This is a genomic window from Microbacterium sp. OR16, from assembly GCF_047306725.1.
GTDB lineage: Bacteria > Actinomycetota > Actinomycetes > Actinomycetales > Microbacteriaceae > Microbacterium.
The window spans coordinates 942,072-967,350 of record NZ_JAZEXK010000001.1 but is presented as its reverse complement, the minus strand read 5'-3'; the positions used below and the strand labels follow the sequence as shown (position 1 = coordinate 967,350).

21 protein-coding genes are annotated in these 25,279 nt (G+C 69.1%); 15 read left to right on the top strand and 6 right to left on the bottom strand.

Translation table 11 applies throughout. The features are described 5' to 3' along the window. Positions 1 to 71: 71 nt before the first annotated feature. The 4 genes from leuS to holA all read left to right on the top strand — a co-directional run bounded on the left by leuS (position 72) and on the right by holA (position 6,691). Positions 72 to 2,564, top strand: a complete 2,493-nt coding sequence (leuS, locus tag V2S05_RS04675; RefSeq protein ID WP_413634146.1) for a leucine--tRNA ligase — start codon at positions 72 to 74, stop codon at positions 2,562 to 2,564. A 105-nt stretch (positions 2,565 to 2,669) separates the two neighbouring features. Beyond that, on the top strand, positions 2,670 to 3,347 hold the full coding sequence (locus V2S05_RS04670) for a helix-hairpin-helix domain-containing protein (RefSeq protein ID WP_413634144.1): 678 nt from the start codon (positions 2,670 to 2,672) through the stop codon (positions 3,345 to 3,347). Beyond that, positions 3,344 to 5,602, top strand: coding sequence for a ComEC/Rec2 family competence protein (locus V2S05_RS04665; RefSeq protein WP_413634142.1), 2,259 nt, complete (start codon positions 3,344 to 3,346; stop codon positions 5,600 to 5,602). Before V2S05_RS04670 ends, V2S05_RS04665 begins: the two co-directional genes overlap by 4 nt. A 42-nt stretch (positions 5,603 to 5,644) precedes the next feature. After that, positions 5,645 to 6,691 carry a DNA polymerase III subunit delta gene (gene holA / locus V2S05_RS04660; RefSeq protein WP_413634140.1) on the top strand — a complete coding sequence of 349 codons (1,047 nt, stop codon included), beginning with the start codon at positions 5,645 to 5,647 and terminating at the stop codon, positions 6,689 to 6,691. 112 nt (positions 6,692 to 6,803) lie between these two features. Here holA and rpsT read toward each other — a convergent pair whose 3' ends face one another. From rpsT to V2S05_RS04630, 6 genes are all read right to left on the bottom strand, one after another. Next, positions 6,804 to 7,064, bottom strand: a complete 261-nt coding sequence (rpsT, locus tag V2S05_RS04655; RefSeq protein ID WP_099194666.1) for a 30S ribosomal protein S20 — start codon at positions 7,062 to 7,064, stop codon at positions 6,804 to 6,806. Between the two features lie 165 nt (positions 7,065 to 7,229). Continuing rightward, the gene (locus V2S05_RS04650; protein WP_413634138.1) at positions 7,230 to 7,952 is read right to left on the bottom strand and encodes an alpha/beta fold hydrolase; all 723 of its coding nucleotides are present in this window, start codon (positions 7,950 to 7,952) and stop codon (positions 7,230 to 7,232) included. Between the two features lie 67 nt (positions 7,953 to 8,019). Next, positions 8,020 to 9,729: an ABC transporter family substrate-binding protein gene (locus V2S05_RS04645; protein WP_413634136.1), complete on the bottom strand. Its 1,710-nt coding sequence runs from the start codon at positions 9,727 to 9,729 to the stop codon at positions 8,020 to 8,022. Positions 9,730 to 9,834: 105 nt separating this feature from the next. Further along, on the bottom strand, positions 9,835 to 11,763 hold the full coding sequence (locus tag V2S05_RS04640) for a dipeptide ABC transporter ATP-binding protein (RefSeq protein WP_413634134.1): 1,929 nt from the start codon (positions 11,761 to 11,763) through the stop codon (positions 9,835 to 9,837). Continuing rightward, a complete protein-coding gene (locus V2S05_RS04635) occupies positions 11,760 to 12,692 on the bottom strand; it encodes an ABC transporter permease (RefSeq protein ID WP_271637431.1) in 933 nt (310 codons plus the stop codon). Before V2S05_RS04635 ends, V2S05_RS04640 begins: the two co-directional genes overlap by 4 nt. Before the next feature lies 1 nt (position 12,693). Then, positions 12,694 to 13,677 carry an ABC transporter permease gene (locus tag V2S05_RS04630; RefSeq protein WP_413634132.1) on the bottom strand — a complete coding sequence of 328 codons (984 nt, stop codon included), beginning with the start codon at positions 13,675 to 13,677 and terminating at the stop codon, positions 12,694 to 12,696. A gap of 261 nt (positions 13,678 to 13,938) precedes the next feature. Here V2S05_RS04630 and lepA point away from each other — a divergent pair, with 261 nt between their 5' ends. From lepA to era, 11 genes are all read left to right on the top strand, one after another. After that, complete coding sequence (gene lepA / locus V2S05_RS04625; RefSeq protein ID WP_413634130.1) at positions 13,939 to 15,789, top strand: translation elongation factor 4; 1,851 nt, start codon at positions 13,939 to 13,941, stop codon at positions 15,787 to 15,789. 60 nt (positions 15,790 to 15,849) lie between these two features. Next, positions 15,850 to 16,500 carry a DUF1990 family protein gene (locus V2S05_RS04620; protein ID WP_271637434.1) on the top strand — a complete coding sequence of 217 codons (651 nt, stop codon included), beginning with the start codon at positions 15,850 to 15,852 and terminating at the stop codon, positions 16,498 to 16,500. A 50-nt stretch (positions 16,501 to 16,550) separates the two neighbouring features. After that, entirely contained in the window at positions 16,551 to 17,798 is a 1,248-nt protein-coding gene (gene hemW / locus V2S05_RS04615; RefSeq protein ID WP_413634129.1) for a radical SAM family heme chaperone HemW, read from the top strand. Between the two features lie 125 nt (positions 17,799 to 17,923). Beyond that, positions 17,924 to 18,958, top strand: coding sequence for a heat-inducible transcriptional repressor HrcA (gene hrcA / locus V2S05_RS04610; RefSeq protein WP_271637436.1), 1,035 nt, complete (start codon positions 17,924 to 17,926; stop codon positions 18,956 to 18,958). 43 nt (positions 18,959 to 19,001) lie between these two features. Next, positions 19,002 to 20,111 (top strand): molecular chaperone DnaJ, encoded by a 1,110-nt coding sequence (dnaJ, locus tag V2S05_RS04605; protein ID WP_413635239.1) that lies wholly within the window; start codon positions 19,002 to 19,004, stop codon positions 20,109 to 20,111. Positions 20,112 to 20,143: 32 nt separating this feature from the next. Continuing rightward, a complete protein-coding gene (locus V2S05_RS04600) occupies positions 20,144 to 20,872 on the top strand; it encodes a 16S rRNA (uracil(1498)-N(3))-methyltransferase (RefSeq protein ID WP_413634128.1) in 729 nt (242 codons plus the stop codon). Positions 20,873 to 21,009: 137 nt separating this feature from the next. After that, complete coding sequence (locus V2S05_RS04595; RefSeq protein WP_413634126.1) at positions 21,010 to 21,357, top strand: HIT domain-containing protein; 348 nt, start codon at positions 21,010 to 21,012, stop codon at positions 21,355 to 21,357. Positions 21,358 to 21,442: 85 nt separating this feature from the next. Beyond that, positions 21,443 to 22,468 carry a PhoH family protein gene (locus V2S05_RS04590; protein ID WP_271639634.1) on the top strand — a complete coding sequence of 342 codons (1,026 nt, stop codon included), beginning with the start codon at positions 21,443 to 21,445 and terminating at the stop codon, positions 22,466 to 22,468. Continuing rightward, positions 22,465 to 22,923, top strand: coding sequence for an rRNA maturation RNase YbeY (gene ybeY, locus V2S05_RS04585; protein WP_313357364.1), 459 nt, complete (start codon positions 22,465 to 22,467; stop codon positions 22,921 to 22,923). Before V2S05_RS04590 ends, ybeY begins: the two co-directional genes overlap by 4 nt. After that, a complete protein-coding gene (locus V2S05_RS04580; RefSeq protein WP_413634125.1) occupies positions 22,920 to 24,212 on the top strand; it encodes a hemolysin family protein in 1,293 nt (430 codons plus the stop codon). The genes ybeY and V2S05_RS04580 overlap by 4 nt, the downstream gene beginning before the upstream one ends. Further along, positions 24,205 to 25,269 carry a GTPase Era gene (gene era / locus V2S05_RS04575; RefSeq protein WP_413634123.1) on the top strand — a complete coding sequence of 355 codons (1,065 nt, stop codon included), beginning with the start codon at positions 24,205 to 24,207 and terminating at the stop codon, positions 25,267 to 25,269. Before V2S05_RS04580 ends, era begins: the two co-directional genes overlap by 8 nt. Positions 25,270 to 25,279 lie beyond the last annotated feature (10 nt).

Genomic DNA, 25,279 nt, shown 5'->3' with positions numbered 1-25,279 from the left:
GGGCCGTTCCGCATCGTCAGATTGGCCGTTCCTTGACCGAGCACGCGTCCCACGCCGAGTCCCCTGAAGTGATGTCCGCACACGACATCCAGCTCAAGTGGCAGGAGTACTGGGCCGAGAACGACACGTTCGCGGCGGGCGGCGACGACGACGATCGGCCGCGCAAGTACATCCTCGGCATGTTCCCGTACCCGTCGGGCGACCTGCACATGGGGCACGCCATCAACTACCTGTATCCCGACATCGTCGCCCGGTACTGGCGGCACCGCGGTCACAACGTGCTGAACCCGATCGGGTGGGACTCGTTCGGCCTTCCCGCCGAGAACGCCGCCATCAAGCGCGGCGCCGACCCGCGCGAGTGGACTTACAAGAACATCGACCAGCACAAGGCCGGCTTCCGCGGTTACGGCATGTCGTACGACTGGTCGCGTGTGCTGCACACCTCCGACCCGGAGTACTACCGGTGGAACCAGTGGCTGTTCCTGAAGCTGTACGAGCGCGGGCTGGCGTACCGCAAGAAGAGCGCAGTCAACTGGTGCCCCAACGACCAGACCGTGCTGGCGAACGAGCAGGTCGTCGACGGCCGCTGCGAGCGCTGCGGCGCCGAGGTCGTGAAGAAGAAGCTCACGCAGTGGTACTTCAAGATCACCGACTACGCCGACCGGCTGCTCGACGACCTCGACACGCTCGAGGGCCACTGGCCGCACAAGGTGCTGCAGATGCAGCGCAACTGGATCGGCCGCTCCACCGGCGCCGACGTCGACTTCGTCATCGAGGGTCGAGACGAGCCCGTCACCGTGTTCACCACGCGCCCCGACACGCTGCACGGAGCGACGTTCTTCGTGATCGCCCCCGACTCCGATCTGGCCGCGGAGCTGGCATCCGGTTCGTCGTCCGAGGTGCGCATGCGCTTCCAGGACTACCTCGAGACGGTGCAGAAGCAGACCGAGATCGAGCGCCAGTCGACCGACCGTCCGAAGACCGGCGTCTTCCTCGAGCGCTATGCGGTCAACCCGGTGAACGGCGAGCGGATGCCCGTCTGGGCCGCAGACTACGTGCTGGCCGACTACGGCCACGGCGCGGTCATGGCCGTGCCCGCGCACGACCAGCGCGACCTCGACTTCGCTCGCGAATTCGACCTTCCGGTGAAGACCGTCGTCGACACGACGGTCGAGGGTGGCGCGAACGAGGGCGGCGACCTGACCGAACTCGACCCCGCTGTGACCGGCATCGCACTGATCGGCAACGGTCGCCTGGTGAACTCGGGCGACCTGAACGGTGTCGACAAGGCCGACGCGATCGCCCGCACCATCGCCCAGCTGGGTGAGGCGGGCACCGGCCGTGCGGCGAAGAACTATCGTCTGCGCGACTGGCTGATCTCACGTCAGCGCTTCTGGGGCACTCCGATCCCCATGCTGCACCTCGACGACGGCAGCGTCGTGCCCGTGCCCGAAGATCGTCTGCCCGTGCGGCTGCCGAGCGTCGACGGGCTCGACCTGCGTCCGAAGGGCTCGTCGCCGCTGGGTGCGGCCGAGTCGTGGGTGCGCACGGTCGATCCCGCGTCGGGCGAGCCGGCGCTCCGCGACGCCGACACCATGGACACGTTCGTCGACAGCTCGTGGTACTTCCTGCGCTTCCTGTCGCCTAACAGCGACCAGTTCGCGTTCGACCCCGAGCAGGCCAGGCGCTGGGCGCCGGTCGACGGGTACTTCGGCGGTGTCGAGCACGCGATTCTGCACCTGCTGTACGCGCGCTTCATCACCAAGGTGCTGTTCGACCTGGGTCTGATCGACTTCGAGGAGCCGTTCTCGAACCTGGTGAACCAGGGCATGGTCATCATGGACGGCGCGAAGATGTCGAAGAGCAAGGGCAACCTCGTCGAGCTGTCCGACCTGCTCGGCCAGTACGGCGCCGACGCTCTGCGCCTGGGCCTCGCATTCGCCGGACCGGTGGAAGACGACAAGGAGTGGAACGGCGTCTCGCTGTCGGGGGCGCAGAAGTTCCTCTCCCGCGCGCTGCGCGTCGCCGACGAGGTGACGAGCGAGCCGGGAATCGCTCCGGATGCCGGTGACGCGGCCCTGCGCCGCATCACCCACCGCCTGCTGGCCGACGCGCCGGCGCTCGTCGAGCAGACGAAGTTCAACGTCGTCGTCGCGCGTCTCATGGAGCTGGTGAACGGCATCCGCAAGACGATCGACACCGGCGCAGGTGCCGGCGACCCCGCCGTGCGAGAGGCGGCCGAGACCGTCGCGATGATCCTCGAGCTCATCTCGCCGCACACGGGTGAGGAGATGTGGGCCCGGCTCGGGCACGAGCCGTCGGTCAGCGCCGTGCAGTGGCCGGATGCCGATCCCGCACTGCTCGTGCAGGACACGGCGACCGTCGCCGTGCAGGTGAACGGCAAGGTGCGCGCGACCCTCGAGGTCGCCGCCGACATCTCCGACGCCGACCTGGAGGCAGCCGCGCGGGCCGACGAGAAAGTGCAGCGGGCGCTGGAGGGCAAGGAGATCGTTCGCGTGATCGTGCGCGCACCGAAGATCGTCAACTTCGCCGTCAAGGGCTGATCGACCGCTCTCGGCGGATGTGCACAGGCCGCGTTCCCGCGCGAGTTGTGCACAGTCGCCGGGATCTGCGGCCGGCGGCCCGTGGCGACGGCCTAGCGTGACAGGGTGTCAGCCGACGAGCCTGCAGAGCCGGATGCACGCGCACGCCCGCGTCTGAGGCTGGGCATCGGCGCCGCGGTGACGCTGGGACTGGTGGTGCTGTCGGCGGCGGTCGGCTGGGGCATCCTGCGCGGTCAGGCGGGTCCCGTCGAGAGCATCGCGCTCGACGGCGCCTCGACGGCGTCGGCCGACACCGTCGATGGTGCCGGGCACGGGTCTGCCGTCGCGCCGGCCGAGGGGCTGTACGTGCACGTGCTGGGCGAGGTCGTCACGCCCGGCCTGTACATCGTCGATCCGGATGCCCGGCTGGTCGACGCCCTGGCGGCCGCGGGCGGCACGCTCGAGTCCGCCGATCTGCAGGCGGTGAACCTCGCCCGCCCGCTGAGCGACGGCGAGCAGATCGTGGTGCCGAAGATCGGCGCGGAGCCGCCGCCCGGTGCAGCGGAGGGCGGCGGAGGCGGCGGCAGCGGCGGCGGAGGCGCCGGGACCGACGGCGTCGTGAACCTCAACACCGCCGACCAGACCGCGCTCGAGACGCTGCCGCGCATCGGCCCGGCGCTGGCGCAGCGGATCATCGAGTGGCGCGACGAGAACGGGCGCTTCCGCTCGGTCGACGATCTGCTGGCCGTGCCCGGAATCGGGGAGAAGCTGCTCGCCGGTGTGCGCGAGAAGGTGCGAGTGTGAAGGATCTGCGCACGACCGTGGTCGCGGTGGTGCTCTGGGGGACGGGCCTGCTGCTCATCCACATGCCGGGACTCGTCGCCGTGGCGATCCCGGTCGTGCTCACCGTGGCGGCGCTGCTCGTGGTCACCCGTCGCCGCCGAGCGGGGCTCATCGTGCTCGTTCTGCTGTGCGGGGCGGGTCTCGCCGCGACCGTCACGGCCGCGCAGCCGGCGCGCGACACCCTCGCGGCGCAGGACGGGCACGTCATCGAGGCGCTCGTCGAAGTCAGCTCCTCGGCATCCGTCGGCAGCGACGGGCGCCTGTGGTTCGATGCGCAGACCGTCGCGATCGGTCCGCCCGGGCACCCGCAGCGCGTCTCCGGCCCGGTGCGGGTCGGCGTCGCGCCGATCGACGGAGCAGACCTCGGTGCCGTGCTCCAGGTGACCGGGCAGGGCAAGCGCACGGATGCCGGCGAGCGGGCCGCCCTTGTGCTCTTCGGCACTCGCGCAGAGGTGACGACGCCGGCATCCGGGATCTTCGCCGTCGCCGCGACCACGCGCGCCGAGTTCATCGAGCGGGCGAGCGGATTGCCCGAGCCGGGTGCCGGGCTGCTCCCGGGACTCGCGGTGGGCGACACGAGAGCGGTGTCGGAAGACGTCAGCGCCGCGATGCTGGCATCCGGACTCAGCCACCTCACGGCCGTCAGCGGGGCCAACTGCGCGATCGTGGTCGCGGCCGTGTTCTGGCTCGTCTCGCTGCTCGGCGGCGGTCGCGGCCTGCGCATCGCATTCTCGCTGCTCGCCCTGGGAGCTTTCGTCGTGCTGGTCACGCCCGAGCCCAGCGTCATCCGCGCCTCGGTGATGGCCGCGCTCGCGATGCTCACCCTGCTGCTCGGCAGGCCGAGCGCGGGACTGGCGATGCTCTCGCTCGCTGTCTGCGGGCTGCTCATCGCCGATCCCTGGCTGGCGGCGACACCGGGCTTCGCGCTGTCGGCAGCTGCGACCGCGGCGCTGCTGGTGCTGTCCCGTCCGCTGCTGCGCGGGCTGGGGCGCTGGATGCCCGTGCCGCTCGCCCTCGCCCTGTCGGTGCCGCTGGCGGCGCAGCTGGTGTGCGGGCCGATCGTCGCGCTGTTCTCTGATACGCAGTCGGTGATCGGAGTCGTCGCCAACCTCCTCGCCGCACCCGCCGCGCCCATCGCGACCGTGATCGGGCTGCTGGCGTGTCTCACCTCTCCCGTGCCCGCGCTGGCGGACCTGCTCGCGGCGACGGCGTGGCTGCCCGCAGCGTGGATCCAGACGACCGCGACCGTGTCGGCGGCGCTGCCCGGAGCCACCGCCGCGGTGCCGGCGGGGCCCGCTGCGGCGGTCGTCGTCGCCGTGCTCAGCGCTGCGGTCACGCTCGTGCTCGTCCGCCCACGTTCGCGTCGGCTGCGGCTGGCGGCCGCGGCCGTCGTCGTCATCGCGCTGGCCGCCTCGATCGCACGGATGCTGTTGAGCGGGCCGCTCGCTTCGATGACGACTCCCGCGTCCTGGTCGATCGCCGCCTGCGACATCGGGCAGGGCGATGCGGTGCTCGTCCGCTCGGGAGAGCAGACCGCCCTCGTCGACGCCGGGCCGGATCCGGACGCCCTCGCCAGGTGTCTGGCGCAGACCGGCACCGACCGCATCGACCTGCTCGTGCTCACGCACTTCGACGTCGACCACGTCGGTGCGGCGACCTCGCTCGCCGGTCGCGTCGGCACGGTGCTGCACGGACCGGTGGCCGAGCCCGCCGATCAGCGAATCCTCGATGAGCTGACGGCGGGCGGCGCCACCCTGCGGCGCGGAGCGGTGGGCACCGGCGGGACGCTCGGATCGGCCCAGTGGCGGGTCGTCTGGCCGCCGCCGGACTCGGCGGCGTTCCCCAGCGGCAACGATGCCAGCGTCGTCGTCGACATCGCCGGCGGCGGAGTGCCCCGGATGCTCATGCTCGGCGATCTCTCGGCTGCTCCGCAGCGTCAGCTGCTCTCGAGCGGCCGGGTGCGTGGCGAGTACGCGGTGGTCAAGGTCGCACACCACGGCAGCCGCGACCAGGAGCCGGCGCTGTACGCGCAGCTCGCCGCGCCGGCGGCGCTGATCAGCGTGGGCGCGGAGAACGACTACGGGCATCCGCGCGAGGAGGCGCTGGCACTTCTCGAGGCGGCGGGCTCGCGCGCGCTGCGCACCGATCGGCGTGGGCTCGTGCTGCTCGGCGAGGCGGAGGGGCGGCTGGTCGTGTGGACCGAGCGCGAGGAGTAGGCGTCACGGGTGAAGGTCGGCACCCGCCGGTAGGCTGTGAGCATGGCAGCTCCCCGTTCTTCGGCACGCAGCACGGCCGCGAAGGGCGCCAAGATCCCGCAGGTGTCATGGCGTGAACCGCGCCCGGCGCCGATCGTTCTCGTCTCCGGGCCCGAAGAGGTACTCGCCGAGCGCGCGATCGCCGGCGTCCGCGACTACCTGCGCGCCGAGGATCCGGCGCTCGAGGTCAGCGACATCCGCGCCGACGACTACGCGGCCGGCACGCTGCTCGCGCTCACCTCGCCCTCGCTGTTCGGCGAACCACGGCTGGTACGCGTGGCTGGCGTCGAGAAATGCACCGATGCCTTCCTGCAGGAGGCTGTGCGCTACGTCGAGGCGCCGCAGGAAGGCGCGACCGTGATCCTCCGCCACACCGGAGCGACGGTGCGCGGAAAGAAGCTGCTCGATGCCGTCCGTGCCGGCATCGGCGGCGGCATCGAGATCCCGTGTGCCGCGGTGAAGCGGGACTCGGACCGCGTCGACTTCGCGGCGGGCGAGTTCAAGGCGGTGAAGAAGCGCATCCAGCCGACCGCGCTGCGCGCGCTCGTCTCGGCCTTCGCCGACGACCTCACCGAGCTCGCAGCCGCCTGTCAGCAGCTCATCGGCGACGTCGAGGGAGACATCACCGACGACGTCATCACCAAGTACTACGGCGGCCGCGTAGAGGTGTCGGCGTTCGTCGTCGCCGACACCGCGATCGCCGGCCGCTACGGCGAGGCCCTCGTCGCGCTGCGCCACGCCCTGGCATCCGGCGCCGATACCGTGCCCATGGTCGCGGCTTTCGCCATGAAGCTGCGCACGATGGCGCGCGTCGCCGGCCGCCGTGAGCCCAGCCGTCAGCTCGCGCAGCAGCTGGGGATGAAGGACTGGCAGGTCGATCGCGCGCGCAAAGACCTCGCCGGGTGGAACGAGCGCTCCCTCGGCATGGCGATCCAAGCGGCGGCCCGCGCCGACGCCGAGGTGAAGGGCGCCGCACGCGACCCGATCTTCGCGCTCGAGCGCATGGTCACGGTCGTCGCCACGCGCGACGCGTTCGCGTCGACTCGCTGACGCGTGCCACCTCGCTGACGCGTTCCGCCCGCACAGCAGAAAGCCCGCCCCGCGAACGGGACGGGCCTTCGAAGCATCCGGGCCTATTCGGACCCTGAGCCTGTCGAAGAGCTCAGAGAGCGGCGACCTTCTTGGCGATGGCCGACTTGCGGTTCTTCGCCTGGTTCTTGTGCACGACGCCCTTGCTGACGGCCTTGTCGAGCTTCACCGACGCGAGCTTGAGGGCGCCCTCTGCGGCCTCCTTGTCGCCGGAGGCGATGGCCTCGCGGGTCTTGCGGACCAGCGTCTTCAGCTCGCTCTTGACGGCGCGGTTGCGCTCCTGAGCCTTCAGGTTGGTCTTGTTGCGCTTGATCTGCGACTTGATGTTTGCCACGTGTGGACACTTTCTGTCTGGATGGGAATCGGATGCTGCCGACGGTAGAGGGACGCCGCACAGCGGTCGTGAGGGACGAACCCACACGCAAGCCAAGAACCAATACTACCAGCAGTGAAGGGCAGGTGCTGAACGGGTCGGTGCCGCGCCTGATCGACAGCGTCCTCAGCTCCCGGCATCCAGCGTGGCCAACGCGAGTCGCAGCACCGCGTTGAATACCGACGGGCGCATCGCCGTGACCAGGTGCGTGGCGCGGGGCACCACGATCAGCTCCGCGTGCGGGGCGAGACGCTGGAAGAGCGCTTCGTTCACCCGCAGCTGGTCGAACTGCCCGTTCACGAACCACAGCGGCTCTCGGATGCGCGCGAGCGCGGTCTCGAGATCGAGCGTCGCGAGGCTGCTCAACGCGGCATCCTGGGCGTCGAACGCGTATCCGCCGGCCGCGAAGTCGCCGCGCGTGTCGACAGGCAGGGTCGCCGCGAGCACCCGATCGGTGAGCCACTGGCCGCGGCCCGGCAGCGAGTTCATCGCACCGGCCAGCACCCGGTACGCCCGCAGCGCCGCGCCGCGTGGGAGCGCGGTGCACGACACCGCGACGGTGCCCGCGAGCGGCGGCGGGTCCTCTCCGCCGGCATAGGCGAGCGAGAGCAGTCCGCCCATCGAATGCCCGACGAGCAGCACGTGCCCGTGCTCGGCCGCAGCCCGCACCGCGGCGTCGATCGTGTGCAGCGCCTCGTGCAGGGTGAAGTCCTCGTGCATCCGCGTGCCGTGCGCGGGAAGGTCGACCGCCGTCGCCGGGATGCCGTTCTCGGCGAGCCAGGAGAGCTGCGAGCGCCACATCGTGGCCGACGTGCGGATGCCGTGCACGAGGACGACCTGAACGCTCACCCTCTCAGCATACGAAGAAAGCGGGGCCGGTGGATGAACCACCGGCCCCGCTCAGATCGTGCTGTGCCTACTTCTCCCAGCCGACGTTCTCAACCGGCTGCACGCCGAAGAGGTCCAGACCCACGTAGGGCTCCGGGGTCAGGTTGGCGAGGCCCGTCTTGGCCGCCGAGATGGACGGTCCGTTGTACAGCGGGATGAGGCCCCAGTCCTGGAAGATCTCGGCCTCGAGCTTCATGGCCGCGGCCGTCTGCTTCTCGGGGTCGTTGATCGACTCGACCTCTTCGTGGATGCGCTCATCCATTTCAGGCGTCTGCACGCCAGAGAGGTTCAGGCCCATGTCCTGGCAGTACAGCTGGCAGAACCATGCCGCGCCGAACGGGTCGGACGAGGTGAAGCGCAGGCTGAAGATGTCCCAGTTCTTGGTGTTGTAGTCCTCGGCGAACTTGTTCGACGGGCGGACGTCCACCTTGACCTCGATGCCGATGGCCTTCTCCTGGGCCTGGATCGACTGCGCGAGGGCCTTCTGCGTCGGGTCGTCGTTGTGGATCGGGTAGGTGACCGAGAGCTTGACGCCGTCCTTCTCGCGGATGCCGTCCGAGCCCTCCTTCCAGCCCGCCTCGTCGAGGAGCTTCTTGGCGCCTTCGACGTCGAACTTGTAGCCGGCTTCCTCGAGCGCGTTGGTGTAGCCCGGCTGGAACGAGAAGAGGGTCAGCGAACCGGCCGGCTCCTCCTCGTATCCGAGGCCGTTCCAGGCGATCTTCTTCTGCTGGTCGATGTCGATGGCCTTGAAGAACGCCTCGCGCACCTTGACGTCCGCGAACTGCGGCTTCTCGGCGTCGACCTCGAGCAGCGTGTTGGCCGTCTGCTGCGCGCGGTAGATCTCGATGTCCTTCATGTCCTTGACCTGCGCGAGGCGGTCCTTGGTGCCCACGCCGACCATGTCGATCTCGCCGTTTTTGAACGCGTTGATCGAGGCCTGCGAGTCCATGCCCTTGAAGGTGACCTCGTCCAGCAGCGGCTTGTCGCCCCACCACTTCTCGTTCGGCTTGAACGAGATGAAGTCCTTGTTCGCGTCGAACTCGTCGACGGTGTAGGGACCGGCGCCCCACTCGGCGTGCGGGTCGTCGATCATCGCGGTGTTGAAGGTGTCGGGGTCGGCCAGGGCCGGGTGGATGATGCCCGTGAGGAACGGCATCTGCGGCCACGCGAACTCGCCCTTGAAGGTGACGATCGCGGTCTTGGGCGTGTCGCCCTGCTCGACCTTCTCGATCTCCTTGTAGCCGTCGGTGGCGTTCGGGACGAAGCCCTCCTCGGTCGAGCGGCTGGCCTTCCAGGTCGCGTCGATCGCGGTCCAGTCCATCGGCGTGCCGTCGTTCCAGGTCGCCTCGTCGGTGAACGTGAAGGTGATCTGGGTCTTGCCGTCGACCGTGTCGATCTTCCACTCGTCGAGGTACGCGTCGTGCTTGTACGGCGTGCCGTCCGGCTTCTGCAGCAGGATCTGGGGCATGTACCACGCGGCGACGCGAGCGGTGTCAGCGCTGCCGTCGCCGTGGAAGGAGTTCAGCTGCTCGGGGATCTCGTTGATCGGGAAGTTGACCGTGCCGCCCTCCTTGAGGTTCTCGCGGGGCTGCGGGTTGTAGTCCGCGGCCGAGGTCTCGGCTGCGCTGCCGTCGTCGCCGCTGCCACCCTTGTTGCCGGTGTCAGAGGCGCACCCGGTGAGGACGAGTGCGAAAGCGCCGGTGAGTGCCAGCGCTCCCATCAGCTTCTGCTGCTTCATGGTGCTCCTTTCGCCTTGCGGCGTGTCATATGGGGAGAATAGTTCGCGCTCGGGGCATGCGGCGGACGCGACAGTGAATGAGGACTAACTGTTATCGGACGGTGATCAGACCGTGGCCGGACGTGTCGACATGGTCTCCGGATCGAACACGACCCTCTGGCGGGTGCGCTCGATGTCGGGGTCGGGCACGGGGATCGCCGACAGCAGCGCCTGCGTGTAGGGGTGCTGGGGGTTGTCGAAGACCTCGTCGACGTCGCCGTGCTCGACGAACTCGCCGAGGTACATGACCGCGACCCGATCCGCGATGTGGCGGATGACGGAGAGGTCGTGGGCGACGAACAGGTACGACAGTCCCAGCTTGACCTTGAGCTCGTCGAGCAGGTTGATCACGCCGGCCTGGATCGATACGTCGAGCGCCGAGACCGGCTCGTCGAGCACGATGATCTTCGGATTGGTCGACAGCGCCCGAGCGATGCCGATGCGCTGGCGCTGGCCGCCCGAGAACGCGCCGGGGAAGCGGTCGCGGTGCGCGGGGTTCAGCCCCACCAGGTCCATCAGCTCGTGCACCCGGCTGTTGACCTCGTCCTTGGCCATTCCGATGGCGCGCATGGGCTCGGCGATGATGTCGGTGACCGTCATGCGCGGGTCGAGCGCGCCCATCGGGTCCTGGAAGACGATCTGGATGTCGCGGCGCAGCCGGCGCTCGAGCTTGCGATCGTGCAGCTCGTTCACACTTGTGCCGGCGATGATGATGTCGCCGTCGGCCTGCTTCTCGAAGTCCATGATCTGCAGCAGGGTCGTGGTCTTGCCCGAACCGGACTCGCCGACGATGGCCATGGTCTCGCCCTCGCGCACATCGAAGCTCACGCCCTTGACCGCGTGCACCTCGCCCACCTTGCGCTTGAGGAACGCGCCCTTGGTCAGCGGGAACGTCTTGACCATGTTGCGCACCTCGAGCGTCACCGGACGCTGCTCGCGGGGCGTGCGGGTGAGGTCGCTCTCGGGGATCGGGGCGACCGGGTACACCGGCAGCCCGCCGATGCGCGCGTCGTCGTCGATCTCGTCGGCACGGATGCACGCCGCCAGGTGCGACTGGCCGCCGCCGGTGACGACCGGCAGCAGCGCAGGCTCGCCCTGCACGCACGCCGGGAGCGCGATCGGGCAGCGCGCGGCGAACGGGCACGCGTCGGGCAAGTCGATCAGCAGCGGCGGGTTGCCCTTGATGGGTGTCAGCGGCTCCTTCTCGACCTTGTCGACGCGGGGGATCGCGCCGAGCAGGCCGATCGAGTACGGCATCCGGGTGCGGTGGAACAACTCGTGCGCCGGGGCGTGCTCGACGGGCTTGCCCGCGTACATCACCATGACGTCATCGGCGGTGCGCGCCACCACGCCCATGTCGTGAGTGATCATGATCACCGCGGCGCCGGTCTCGTCCTGTGCCTTCTCGATGAGGTCGAGGATCTGCGCCTGGATGGTCACATCGAGGGCCGTCGTCGGCTCGTCGCAGATGATCAGGCGCGGGTTGTTCGCCATCGCGATGGCGATGACCACGCGCTGGCGCATCCCGCCGGAGAACTCGTGCGGGAACGACTTCATCCGCTTCTCGGGCTCGGGGATGCCGACCAGGCGCAGCAGCTCGAGCGAGCGCTCCCATGCCTGGGCGCGCGACAGGCTGCGATGCACCGTGAGCGCCTCGATCAGCTGATCGCCGATCGTGAACACCGGCGTGAGCGAGGTGAGCGGGTCCTGGAAGACCATCGCCATGCCGTTGCCGCGGATCACCGACATCTCCTTGTCGGTCTTGCCGAGCAGCTCCTCGCCCTCGAACTGGATGGAGCCGGTGACTCGCGCGTTCTCGTCGAGCAGCCCCATGATGGCCAGCGAGGTGACCGACTTGCCCGAGCCGGACTCGCCGACGATGCCGAGTGTCTTGCCTGCCTCGAGGTCGAACGAGACCCCGCGCACGGCGTCGACGCGGCCGGCCTCCGAGGCGAAACTGACCTTGAGGTCACGGACGGAGAGTACGTTGCTCATGCACGGCCTCCCGCCGCAGAGGTGGGGTCGAGGGCATCGCGAAGTCCGTCGGCGACGAGCGCCATAGACACGGTCAGCAGGGTGAGGGCGAGGGCCGGGAAGTAGAACAGCCATGGTGCGCTGGTGACGCTGGCCGCCCCCTCGCCGATGAGCGAGCCGAGCGAGACGTCGGGGATCTTCACACCGAAGCCGATGAACGACAGGCCGGTCTCGGTCATGACCGCGGCGACCACGCCCAGGGTGAAGTTGATCACCAGCAGCGAGCCGACGTTCGGCAGCAGGTGCCGCAGCACCACGCGCATGCCGGGCACGCCCATGTAGCGCGCCGCGTGCACGTACTCGCGCTCGCGCAGCGAGAGCGCCATGGTCCAGATCACGCGGGCGGGGAAGAACCAGCCTGTGAAGATCAGAGCGAGCGAGATGACCCGCCAGTCGCCGCCGGCGTCGTTCGAGACGAGGGCGAGGATGAGGAAGGTCGGGACCACCATGAAGAAGTGGATGACCAGCAGGGTGACCCGCTCCACCATGCCACCGAAGTAGGCTGCCGCGGTGCCGACGATCGCCGAGATCACCGTCACACCGATGGAGACGACGAGGGCGATCATCAGCGAGCGCTGCAGACCCACGAAGGTCTGCATGAACGTGTCGTTGCCCGAGGCGTTCGTGCCGAACCAGTGGTCGGACGAGGGGCCGGTGGAAAGGTTCAGGAAGTCCATCTCGTTGACCTCCCAGCGCGCGAACAGCGGCACGATGACGGAGGCCAGGGCCAGCAGGACGAAGATCACGATGCCGAACACGGCCGGCTTGTTGCGCATGAAGCGGCGCGTGTACAGCGTCCATTTCGACAGCTGCTTGCTGGGGATCCGCTCGGCGGTGGTGTCGGGGCCGACCGGCGGCTGGACCCCGGAGTCGATCATCTGGTTCGTCATGTCAGCTCACCCTCACTCGCGGGTCGAGGACCACGACGGCGATGTCGGCGAGCACGGCGCCGATCGCGGTCAGCACGGCACCGAAGGCTGCCACGGCGACCACGCCGTGCACATCGTTGCCGTTGATCGTGGTCAGGAAGTAGCGCCCCATGCCCTGCCAGGCGAAGATCGTCTCGGTCAGGATGGCGCCGGTGAAGATCGCCGGGATCGAGAACGCGACCTGCGTGGCCACGGGGATCAGCGATGTGCGCAGGGCGTGGCGCCGGATGGCCTGGGACTTGGTGAGCCCCTTGGCGCGTGCCGTGCGGACGTAGTCGGCGCTGATGTTGTCGAGCAGCAGCGAGCGCTGCAGGAAGTGCGTGCCCGCGTACCCGGTCACGACGAGCGCGATGGTCGGCAGGATCAGATGCTGCAGTGCGTCGACGAGCACCGGGAAGAATCCGGTGACCCCCTCGCTGGACGACCCGGTGACGTAGAAGACGCGCGTGTCGACCCAGTTGTTGAAGTTGATGGCGAGGATCACCACGGCGAGGGCGGCGACGATGATGTTGATGTTCATCGTGATGATCGACACGGCCTGCCAGATGCGATCGCCGAGCTTGTACTGGTGGGATGCCGTGTACACGCCGATCCAGATGCCCAGGACGGTCATGATGATGGTCGCCCCGAGCACCAGCTCGGCGCTGACCCACATGCGGTAGCCGATCTCGTTGTTCACCGAGCCGCCGGTGGGGCTGAGGCCCCAGTCCCACCGGAGCAGGATGCCCGTGAGCCAGGTCCACCACCGCTCGATCAGCGGAGTGCTCTCACTGAGATTTCGCGGTCCGAGCAGACCTTCGATCTGCTCAGGACTCAGGGGCGGTTTGCGGCCGACGTAGTTACTTCGCGGATCGAGGAATGACCAGGCAAGGAAGTAGGTGACATTCGTCGCGACCACGATCATGAGCAGCCAGCCGAGTGTCCGGCGCACGAGATACTTGATCAAGGTGGAGGGTCTTTCTCTTTTACAGCCGTGCGCGGGATCTCCGACGCGACGCTGAGTCGGGATGACGTTATAGGTCATTCCGCTTCCAGCCTACGCCGACACCCGCGGGGAGGCTGTGACGGAGTCGTATAGCCGATGGGACCCAGTCTCGCCGGATCGCCTCGGGCAACTTCGCGAGACTATCACCGGTGCAGCGGAATGGGGATTGCGCCGGGCTGAACGTAGACTTGTCTGAACCCTCTCGGACGCCCCAAGGACCACATGTCACCCCGCGCTCTCACCCCGCTGTCACCGGCAGCGACGCCCGCCACGCAGATCCGCAACTTCTGCATCATCGCCCACATCGATCACGGCAAATCGACCCTGGCCGATCGGATGCTGCAGGTCACCGGCTCGGTGGCGGATCGCGACATGCGCGCTCAGTACCTCGACCGCATGGACATCGAGCGCGAGCGCGGCATCACCATCAAGAGCCAGGCCGTGCGGATGCCCTGGTCGGCCGGCGGCGAGACCTTCGCCCTGAACATGATCGACACGCCCGGTCACGTGGACTTCACTTACGAGGTCTCCCGTTCGCTGGCGGCGTGCGAGGGCGCCATCCTGCTGGTCGACGCGGCGCAGGGCATCGAGGCGCAGACCCTCGCGAACCTGTACCTGGCGCTCGAGAACGACCTGCACATCATCCCCGTGCTGAACAAGATCGATCTTCCTGCGGCCGATCCCGAGAAGTTCGCCAAGGAGCTCGCCGATCTCATCGGCGGCAGGCCCGAGGACGTGCTGCGCGTGTCGGGCAAGACCGGCGTCGGCGTTGAGGAGCTGCTCGACCGCATCGTGCAGGACATCCCGGCCCCGGTCGGCGACCCGGATGCCCCGGCGCGAGCCATGATCTTCGACTCGGTGTACGACTCGTACCGCGGTGTCGTGACCTACGTGCGCATGGTCGACGGCAAGCTGAACCCGCGCGAGCGGATCCAGATGATGTCGACCAAGGCGATGCACGATCTGCTCGAGATCGGGGTCTCCAGCCCCGAGCCGATCCCGTCGAAGGGGCTCGGCGTCGGCGAGGTCGGCTACCTGATCACCGGTGTGAAGGACGTGCGCCAGTCGAAGGTGGGCGACACGGTCACCACCGCCAGGGGAGCCGCCACCGAGGCGCTCGCCGGCTACACCGACCCGAAGCCCATGGTTTTCTCGGGCATATACCCGATCGACGGCAGTGACTACGCCGAGCTGCGCGAGGCGCTCGACAAGCTCAAGCTGTCGGACGCATCTCTGCAGTACGAGCCCGAGACGTCGGTCGCGCTCGGCTTCGGCTTCCGCTGCGGCTTCCTCGGCCTGCTGCACCTCGAGATCATCACCGAGCGACTCTCGCGCGAATTCGGGCTCGACCTCATCACCACCGCGCCGAGTGTGATCTACGAGGTCATCACCGACACCGGCGAGACGGTGATCGTCACCAACCCGAGCGAGTACCCTGACGGGCGCGTCGCCTCCGTCTCCGAGCCGATGGTGAAGACCGCGATCCTGCTGCCCAAGGACTACGTCGGCACGGTCATGGAGCTCTGCCAGTCGCGGCGGGGTGCGCTGCTGGGCATGGAGTACTTCTCGGAGGAGCGGGTCGAGCTGCGTTACCGGATGCCGCTCGGCGAGATCGTGTTCGACTTCTTCGACCAGCTGAAGTCCAAGACGCAGGGCTACGCCAGCCTCGACTACGAGCCCGACGGGCAGCAGGAGGGAGACCTCGTCAAGGTCGACGTACTGCTGCAGGGCGACAAGGTCGACGCGTTCAGCGCGATCGTGCACCGCGACAAGGCGTACGCCTACGGCACGCTGATGACCGAACGGTTGCGCAAGCTCATCCCTCGGCAGAACTTCGAGGTGCCCATCCAGGCCGCCATCGGCGCCCGCATCATCGCCCGCGAGACCATCCGCGCGCTGCGCAAGGACGTGCTCGCCAAGTGCTACGGCGGTGACATCAGCCGCAAGCGCAAGCTGCTCGAGAAGCAGAAGGAGGGCAAGAAGCGCATGAAGATGGTCGGCCGCGTCGAGGTGCCCCAGGAGGCGTTCATCGCCGCGCTGTCGGGTGACGTCGAGGGCAAGGACAAGAAGTAGGACGCTCGGGACGCGGTGTCGTTCGGAGACTGTTCAGACAGGTCGCTTAGGCTGGAGATCATGCGTCGGGGGACTTTCCGTGAAGGCACGGTCGACTATGCCGCAGTGGGTGCGACCCACGCACCGGACCTGATGCAGTATCCGCCCGAACGCAGTATTCCCGCGGAGGCATCGTGGCGTCTCGGCAGCGGTGAGGACCGCTTCCGCACCGCCGGCGAATCGCTTCTGTCGTGGACCGCGCAGCGCGCGGCCGGCCTCGAGCTGCGCGATGTGCGCCCGGCCGCGGGTTCGGCGTACACGGGCGTGAGCTTCGACGCCGAGGGCGCGCCCATCGCGCCGAACCGCACCCAGGTCGAGCAGCGCTTCGCCACCGACGGCACGCCCTTCGTCGCGCCGGGCACGACCCTCAAGCTGCACGGCCGCGTCAAGGGCATGAGAGCGGATGCCGAGCTGCGGGTGATCTCGGTGACCGAGGAGCGGCGCCGCATCGGCTTCGTGCTCGGCACGGTCGGCGGCTCGGTGGTGAGCGGCGAGGAGTCGTTCGACATCGACTGGCGCGAAGACACCGACGAGGTGTGGTTCACGGTGCGGGCGTTCGACGCTCCCGTCGCCCTGCTGTACCGCCTTCCCGGGATGGTGCGGCGGCGTCGTCGCGAGCTGTTCGCCCTCTACCTGCGCGCGATCTCGCCGCTGTACGCCACCCCGATCTGATGGTGCGCGCTCGCTGATGGCACAGGCATTCTGATGGCGCGGACGCTCTGATGGCCGGGCCGCTTCCGCTGGGCGACCCGGCGCCGGCCGACGGCCGTCTGCCCGACGACCTCGCCGTCGACCGCGCGGTGCCGTTCTCGGCCTACCTGCACGTGCCGTTCTGCCGGGTGCGCTGCGGATACTGCGACTTCAACACCTACACCGCGACCGAGCTGCGCGGAGCGAAGCAGGACGAGTACGCCGACACGCTCATCCGGGAGATCGCGCTGGCGGGCGCGGTGCTCGGCGAAGCCGACGGCATCCGCCCGCTCGACACCGTCTTCTTCGGCGGAGGCACTCCGACGCTGCTGCCCGCCGGCGATCTGGCGCGGATGCTCACCGCGGCGACCTCGGCGTTCGGCATCCGCGACGGCGCCGAGGTGACGGTCGAGGCCAACCCCGACACCGTGACGCCCGAGGTGGTGCGGACGCTGCTGGATGCCGGGGTCACCCGCCTCTCGATCGGGATGCAGTCGGCCGTGCCGCACGTGCTGGCGGCACTCGACCGCACGCATCGGCCCGAGAACGTGCGCACGGCCGTCGACGCGGCACGCGATGGCGGGCTCGACGTGAGCGTTGACCTGATCTACGGCGCCCCTGGCGAGTCGCTGGCGGACTGGGAGAGGTCCCTCGATGCGGCCCTCGACCTCGAGCCCGACCACATCTCGGCGTACGCGCTGATCATCGAGGACGGCACCAAGCTCGCCAGGCAGATCAGGCGGGGCGAGGTGCCGGCGCCCGACGACGACCTGCAGGCCGACATGTACGAGGTCGCCGACGAGCGCCTCGGTGCGGCGGGATACGAATGGTACGAGGTCAGCAACTGGGCGCGTCGTTCGTCGGGCGCGGGAACCCCCGAGGGGAGGGACCACCGGTCGCGGCACAACATGGCGTACTGGCGCGGCGCGGACTGGTGGGGCTTCGGGCCCGGCGCCCACAGCCATGTCGCCGGTCTGCGGTGGTGGAATGTCAAGCATCCGGCGGCGTACGCGCAGCGTCTCGCCCTCGACGAGTCGCCCGCCGCAGGCCGCGAGCGGCCCGACCTCGAGGCGCGCACCCTCGAGCGGGTGCTGCTGCAGAGTCGCCTCGCGGAGGGCCTGCCGATCGACGACATCGCCGAAGGCCGCCGCGATCGGGTCGCCGAGCTGATCTCGGACGGACTGGTCGATGCCGCCACGGCTCTGCGGCAGCGTCGCGTGCGCTTGACCCTGCGGGGCCGGCTGCTGGCGGATGCCGTGGTGCGCGCGCTCACCGATTAGCGCGACCCGCACAGCCGACGCGACCCCCACGGCCAGTGCGACCCGCACAGCCGGCGCGAGCCTGAGGGGGAGCCCGAGCAGGTAGGATTGGCACTCGGAACGTTCGAGTGCCAGCGGGAGGGATGATGGTCACACAGCGAGGCCTTGAGGTCCTCCGTGCGATCGTGCAGGACTACGTCGCCACGCACGAACCGGTCGGCAGCAGATCGATCGTCGAACGCCATGCGTTCGGCGTCTCGGCCGCGACGATCCGAAACGACATGGCCCAGCTGGAAGATGAAGAGCTGATCACCGCTCCGCACACCTCCTCGGGGCGGGTGCCGACCGACAAGGGATACCGGGTCTTCGTCAACCACCTCGCCCAGGTGCGCCCGCTGTCGGCGCCGCAGCGCACCGCGATCGAGTCGTTCCTCGCCGCGCCCAGCGACCTCGACGACCTGATGGCCCGCACGGTGCGGGTGCTCACCCAGCTCACCGGTCAGGTCGCTCTCGCCCAGTACCCGTCGTTCGCGCGCGCGAGCATCACCCACGTCGAACTCGTCGCCCTGGCGCCCAACCGCGTGCTGGTGGTGCTGGTCACCGACGCGGGCGGGGTGTCGCAGCGGATCTCGCCGCTGCCGATCGACATCGACGACGCAGACCTCGCAGTGCTGCGCGCCCAGCTCGCGGCGCTCATCACCGGCCGTGCCGTCGGTGAGGCGTCCGAGCGCATCGCATCGGCGCGCGAACCGCAGACCGGCTCGCGCCTCGCGCCCGCGCTGTCGTCGCTGGCGGCGGTGATCGCCGAGGAGCTGGCCGAATTCCGTCAGGAGCGGCTGGTGATGGCGGGGGCTGCCACGCTTGCGCGGCGCGAGCAGGACTTCCGCGGCAGCATCCATCCTCTGCTCGAGGCGATCGAGGAGCAGGTGACCCTGCTGCGGCTGATGAGCGAGATGGTGACCGACGAGCACGGTCTCGCCACGAGCATCGGCACCGAGAACGCCCCGTTCGGCCTCGGTGAGGCGTCGATCGTGGCGAGCAACTACGCCGCGCCAGGCAGCACGGCGCGCGTCGGCGTGATGGGGCCGACCCGCATGGACTACCCGAGCAACCTCGCCGCAGCACGGGCCGTCGCCCGCTATCTGTCGCGGATGCTCGAAGAAGACGAGGCCGCCCGCTGATCCGGGCGACCGAATACACGAACGCACACGAAGAAAGGTGACCGTGGCGGATCACTACGAGGTCCTCGGGGTGTCGAAGGACGCTTCCCAGGACGAGATCAAGAAGGCCTATCGCAAGCTCGCCAGGCAGCTGCACCCGGACGTGAATCCGGGGGAGGACGCGGCTGAGCGGTTCAAGCTCGTCACGCACGCCTACGACGTGCTCAGCGACGAGGACTCCCGGCGCCGCTATGACATGGGCGGCGACCAGAACGGCGGATTCGGCGGCGGGTTCGGCGGATTCGGCGACATCTTCGAGACGTTCTTCGGTGCCGCGGGCGGCGCCCGTTCCGCGCGTCCGCGGTCGCGTCGCGAACGGGGTCAGGATGCGCTCGTGCGCATCAACCTCGAGCTCGGCGACGTCGTGTTCGGCGTGCACCGGGACATCGAGGTCGACACCGCGGTGCTCTGCGAGACCTGCCACGGCAGCTGCTGCCAGCCCGGCACGTCTCCGGTCACCTGCGACGTCTGCGGCGGCAGCGGCCACGTGCAGCGCCAGGTGCGCAGCCTGCTCGGCAACGTCGTGACCACCCAGCAGTGCGGCACCTGCGAGGGCTACGGCACCGTCATCCCCAACCCCTGCGGGTCGTGCGCCGGTCAGGGCCGCGTGCGCTCGCGGCGCACGGTCGCCCTCGACATCCCGGCCGGCGTCGAGACCGGTCTGCGCCTGCAGCTGCCAGGCTCGGGCGAGGTCGGTCGCGCGGGAGGCCCGAACGGCGACCTGTACGTCGAGGTCGCCGTCGCACCGCATCCGGTCTTCAGCCGGGACGGCGACGATCTGCTCGCCACGCTCGAGGTGTCGATGACGGATGCCATCCTCGGCACCTCCGCGACCATCGAGGGCCTCGACGGCACGGTCGATCTGGAGCTGCGGGCCGGCGTCCAGTCGGGTGACGTGCTCACGATCGACGGCAGGGGCATCACTCCGTTGCGCGGATCTCAGCGCGGCGACCTGCGCGTGGGCGTGCAGGTTCTCACGCCGACGCGGCTCGACGGGGCGCAGCGCAAGCTCATCGAGGACTTCGCCAAGAAGGCGAAGGCTCCGGAGCCCAAGCTCGCCCAGTTCCAGCAGGGGCTGTTCTCGAAGCTGCGCGACCGCTTCCGCAGCCACTGACCGACTTCCGCACCACAGCCGATCGGAGCCCCATGGCCCTGCACTTCGTCGTACCCGACTGCACCGACGCCACCATCGGCGAACTCGTCCGGCTCACCGGATCAGAGGCGAAGCACGCCTCGGTGGTGCGCCGGGTGCGCGTCGGCGAGACCGTGACGATCGGCGACGGCAGGGGTGTCTGGCTCGAGGGCGCGGCGGAAGACGTCACCGCATCTCAGGTGAGTGTGCGAATCACCGGCCGCCGCGTGCAGGACGGACCCGAGACGCGCATCGTGCTCGCGCAGGCGCTCGCGAAGGGCGACCGAGACGAGCTGGCCGTGCAGGCCGCATGCGAGCTCGGCGTCGACGAGATCGTGCCGTGGCAGGCAGCGCGCAGCGTCTCACGCTGGGAGGGCCCGAAGGCGGCGAAGGGTCGCGAGCGCTGGGCGACGATCGTCCGCGAGGCGGCCAAGCAGGCGCACCGGGCCTGGGTCCCCGAGGTGACCGCCGTGCAGTCCACCGCGCAGCTGGCCGAGCGGGCGGCGGATGCCAGGCTTCTCGTGCTCGACCCGTGGACGCAGACGCCGCTCACCAGCGTCCGTCCCGACGGTCGTGACCTCGTGCTCGTGGTCGGGCCGGAGGGTGGCATCGCGCCCGACGAGCTGGAGCGGCTCGAGGCGGCAGGCGCCGAGCGCGTCCGCCTCGGCGACACGGTGCTGCGCACCTCGACTGCAGGCCCCGCGGCGATCGCGGTACTCTCGGCCACCCTGGGCCGCTGGTGACCCTTCACTTCGTCTCGCCGGCGCTCGCTCCGACAGGCGACAGGCGACAGGCTCAGGCGACAGGCGACAAGCTCAGGGACCCAGATGTACTCAGGGATCCAGGGCGACACGCCTAGGGACCCGGATAAGCTGAAAGCATGAGCGAACCCTCGATCTTCACCCGCATCCTGAACGGGGAGATCCCCGGCGAGATCCTCGCCGAAACCGACCGCGTGTTCGCGATCCGCGACATCAATCCGCAGGCGCCGCTGCACGCACTCGTGATCCCCAAGACCGAGCAGTACCGCGACGTCACCGAACTGGCCGCCGGCGACCCAGGCCTGATGGCCGCCATGGTGGCCGTGGCCAAGCAGATCGCCTCCGAGCACGCCAACGGCGAGTACCGCCTGATCTTCAACAACGGCGCCAGCGCTGCGCAGTCGGTCTTCCACGTCCACGCGCACGTGCTCGGAGACATCGAGGAGGGCAAGCTCGTTGGCTTCTGACGACAGCGCACACAACGACAGCGCACCCCCGCGTTTCCCTGCCCAGCCCGAGCGCACCGAGCGCATCTTCGCCGACGGCATCGCCATGGTGCAGCTGCTCGGCCCGCAGGACCGGCTGCTGCGGATGCTCGAGAAGCAGCATCCGAACGTGCAGGTGATGGTGCGCGGCAACGAGATCACCCTGGGCGGATCGTCTGAGGACGTCGCCGCGGCGAAGCGACTCGTCGACGAGCTGATCGAGATGACCCGCTCGGGGCACGATCTCGCGCCGAGCGACGTCGAGCACTCCGCACGGATCCTGCGGCGCGACGACGGACCCCGCCCCAGTGAGGTGCTCGGCGAGGCGATCCTGTCGACCCGGGGACGGGTGATCCGCCCGAAGACACTGGGACAGAAGGAGTACGTCGACGCGATCGAGCAGAACACCATCGTGTTCGGCATCGGTCCCGCGGGTACGGGCAAGACCTATCTCGCGATGGCGAAGGCCGTGCAGGCCCTGCAGCGCAAAGAGGTGCAGCGCATCATCCTCACCCGGCCGGCCGTGGAAGCAGGGGAGAGGCTCGGGTTCCTGCCCGGATCGCTGACCGACAAGATCGACCCCTACCTGCGCCCGCTGTACGATGCGCTCAACGAGATGATGGACCCCGAGGTCGTGCCGCGCCTGATGGCGACCGGCACCATCGAGGTCGCCCCGCTCGCCTACATGCGAGGTCGCACGCTGAATGATTCGTTCGTCGTGCTCGATGAGGCGCAGAACACCACGCCCGAGCAGATGAAGATGTTCCTCACCCGCCTGGGCTTCGGCACGAAGATGGTCGTCACCGGCGACATCACGCAGATCGACCTGCCGCAGGGCGCCTCGGGACTGCGCCTGGTCACCCGGGTGCTCGGCGACATCGACGACATCCACTTCTCGCGGCTGACCAGCGACGACGTGGTGCGGCACTCCCTGGTGGGCCGCATCGTCGACGCGTACAGCGAGTACGACGAGCAGCGCACGGCGGCGCGCGTCGAGCGCGAGCAGGCGCACCAGTTCGCGAACCGTGCGGAGCGTCGCGGCGGAGCACCGCAGAAACCCCGAGACCGCATGCCGAAGCGAGGCCTGAAGTGATCGAGATCAACAACGAGTCGGCCATCGCGGTCGACGAGACCGTGCTGCAGCGACTCACCGACTTCAACCTCGCGCAGCTGCACGTCAGCCCGGACGCCGAGGTCGCGATCGTGCTCGTCGACGAGGGCGCCATGGAGTCGCTGCACGTGCAGTGGATGGACGAGCCCGGGCCCACCGACGTGCTGAGCTTCCCGATGGACGAACTGCGCCCCGGCAGCCCGGAGAACCCGACGGCGCCCGGTCTGCTGGGCGACATCGTGCTCTGCCCGCAGGTCGCCGAGGCGCAGGCGCAGACCGCCGGTCACTCGCTGATGGACGAGCTGATCTTGCTGACCACGCACGGCCTGCTGCACCTGCTCGGCTTCGACCACGCGGAACCCGACGAGGAGCGTGAGATGTTCGGGCTGCAGAAGTCGCTGATCGAGGGCTTCGCGCGCGTCGAACGCGGTCGATGACCCCCGCGATACTCCTCGCAGCCGCGGTGCTGATGGTCGCCTTCGGCGGCCTGATGGCCGCCGTCGACGCGGCCTTCTCGGTCAGCTCGAACACCGACCTCGAGAACATGTCGGCCGACGGTCGCAACGCCGAGGCGCTCGCGCGCATCGCCGCTGATCCTGCGCCGCACGTGAACGCCGTCGCCTTCATGCGCGTGCTCTCGGAGACCACCGCCGCGGTGTTCGTGACCGTGGCTCTCGACGCCCTGCTGCCGAGCATCTGGTGGGCGATGCTGGCGGCCGCCGTGCTGATGACGGGCATCACGTTCGTGCTCGTCGGATCGAGCCCGCGCTCGTTCGGCCGGCTGCATGCGACCTCGATGCTGCGCACCTGGGCGCCGGTCGTGCGCGGCGTGCGCATCCTGCTCGGTCCGCTCGCGCAGGCGCTCGTCTCGGCGGGTCAGCGGGTGACGCCCGGAACGGGACGCAGCAGCTTCGCCTCTGAGGAGCAGCTGCTCAGCATGGTCGACGAAGCGGCGTCGAACCTGCTCATCGAAGAGGACGACCGCGATCTGATCCATTCGGTGTTCGACTTCACCGATCAGTTCGTGCGCGCCGTGATGGTGCCGCGCACCGAGATGATGACGGTGGGGGCTGAGGCGACCACCACCGAGGCGATGGAGCTGTTCCTGCGCACCGGAGTCTCGCGCATGCCGGTGGTCGACGACGACGCGGACGACGTCGTCGGCGTTCTCTACCTGAAGGATCTCGTGCAGTTCGCGTACCGCGACGAGAGCGCGTGGCGCGGGCGGCCCGTGCGGCCGATCGCGCGACCGGCGGTGTACGTGCCCGAGTCGATGCGCGCCGAGACTCTGCTGCAGCAGATGAAGCGCGACGCCGTGCACGTGTGCATCGTCATCGACGAGCACGGCGGCATCTCGGGGCTGGTGACGCTCGAGGATCTCATCGAGGAGCTGGTGGGCGAGATCGCCGACGAGTACGACAGGGGACCCGCCGAGGTCGTGGAGCTGGCCGACGGCCGATACCGCGTCAACTCGCGTCTCGGCCTCGAGGACGTGGGCGATCTGTTCGGGGTCGAGCTCGAAGACGAGGACGTCGACTCGATCGGCGGCCTGCTGGCCAAGGAGCTGGGCCGGATCCCGCAGCCGGGCGCGACCGTGACCGTGCACGGCCTCGTCCTCACCGGCGGGGCATCGCGCGGCCGGGGGCGCGGGATCGCCACGGTGTTCGTCGAGCGGGCGCCGCAGGGCTGGGACGAGGAACGCGAGGGAGGACAGGGCGATGACTGAGCAGAGCGGACAGCCTGGGCAGGCCGGACAGGCCGGGCAGGCAGAGCAGACCGGACAGGCCGGGCAGGCAGGGCACGCCGGACAGGCCGGGCAGGCCGGACAGGCAGGGCAGGCAGAGCAGATCGGACAGGCAGGGCCAGCAGGGCAGTCTGGACGACCAGGGTCGGATGAGACCCGCAGCGGATTCGTGACCTTCGTCGGGCGGCCGAACGTCGGCAAGTCGACGCTGACGAACGCGCTGGTGGGCGAGAAGATCGCGATCACGAGCGAGAAGCCGCAGACCACCCGGCGGGCCATCCGCGGCATCCTGAACCGTCCTGACGGACAGCTCGTGATCGTCGACACCCCCGGCATCCACAAGCCGCGCACGCTGCTCGGCGAGCGGCTCAACGATCTCGTCGAGCAGGTGCTCGGCGACGTCGACGTGATCGGCTTCTGCGTCCCCGCCACCGAGAAGACCGGCCCGGGTGACCGTCGCATCGCCGCATCGCTCGACGGCTATCCGCGTGCGAAGAAGGTCGCGATCGTGACCAAGACCGACGCCGCCGACCGCGACGACATCGTGGAGCGACTCATGGAGGTCGACTCGCTGCGCGAGGACTGGGCCGCCGTCATCCCGCTCTCGGCGCTCACCCGAGAGCAGCTCGACGTGCTGGCCGACGAGATGCTGCAGCTGATGCCCCTCGGCCCGCGCCTGTACGAGGACGGCATCGTCACCGATGAGTCGGATGAGGACCGCATCGCCGAGATCATCCGCGAGGCGTCCCTCGAGGGGGTGCGCGACGAGCTGCCGCACTCGATCGCAGTCGTCGTCGACGATGTCGCGCCCCGGGAAGACAGCGATCTCACCGACGTGTACGCGTCGATCGTCGTGGAGCGCGACAGCCAGAAGGCGATCATCATCGGCCGCAAGGGTGCGCGGCTGCGCGACGTCGGCGCGGTGGCCCGCGAGGGGATCGAGGAGCTGCTCGGAACGCGCGTGTTCCTGAAGCTGCACGTGAAGGTCGCCAAGGAGTGGCAGCGCGATCCGAAGCAGCTCGGACGACTCGGGTTCTGAGATGGCCGAG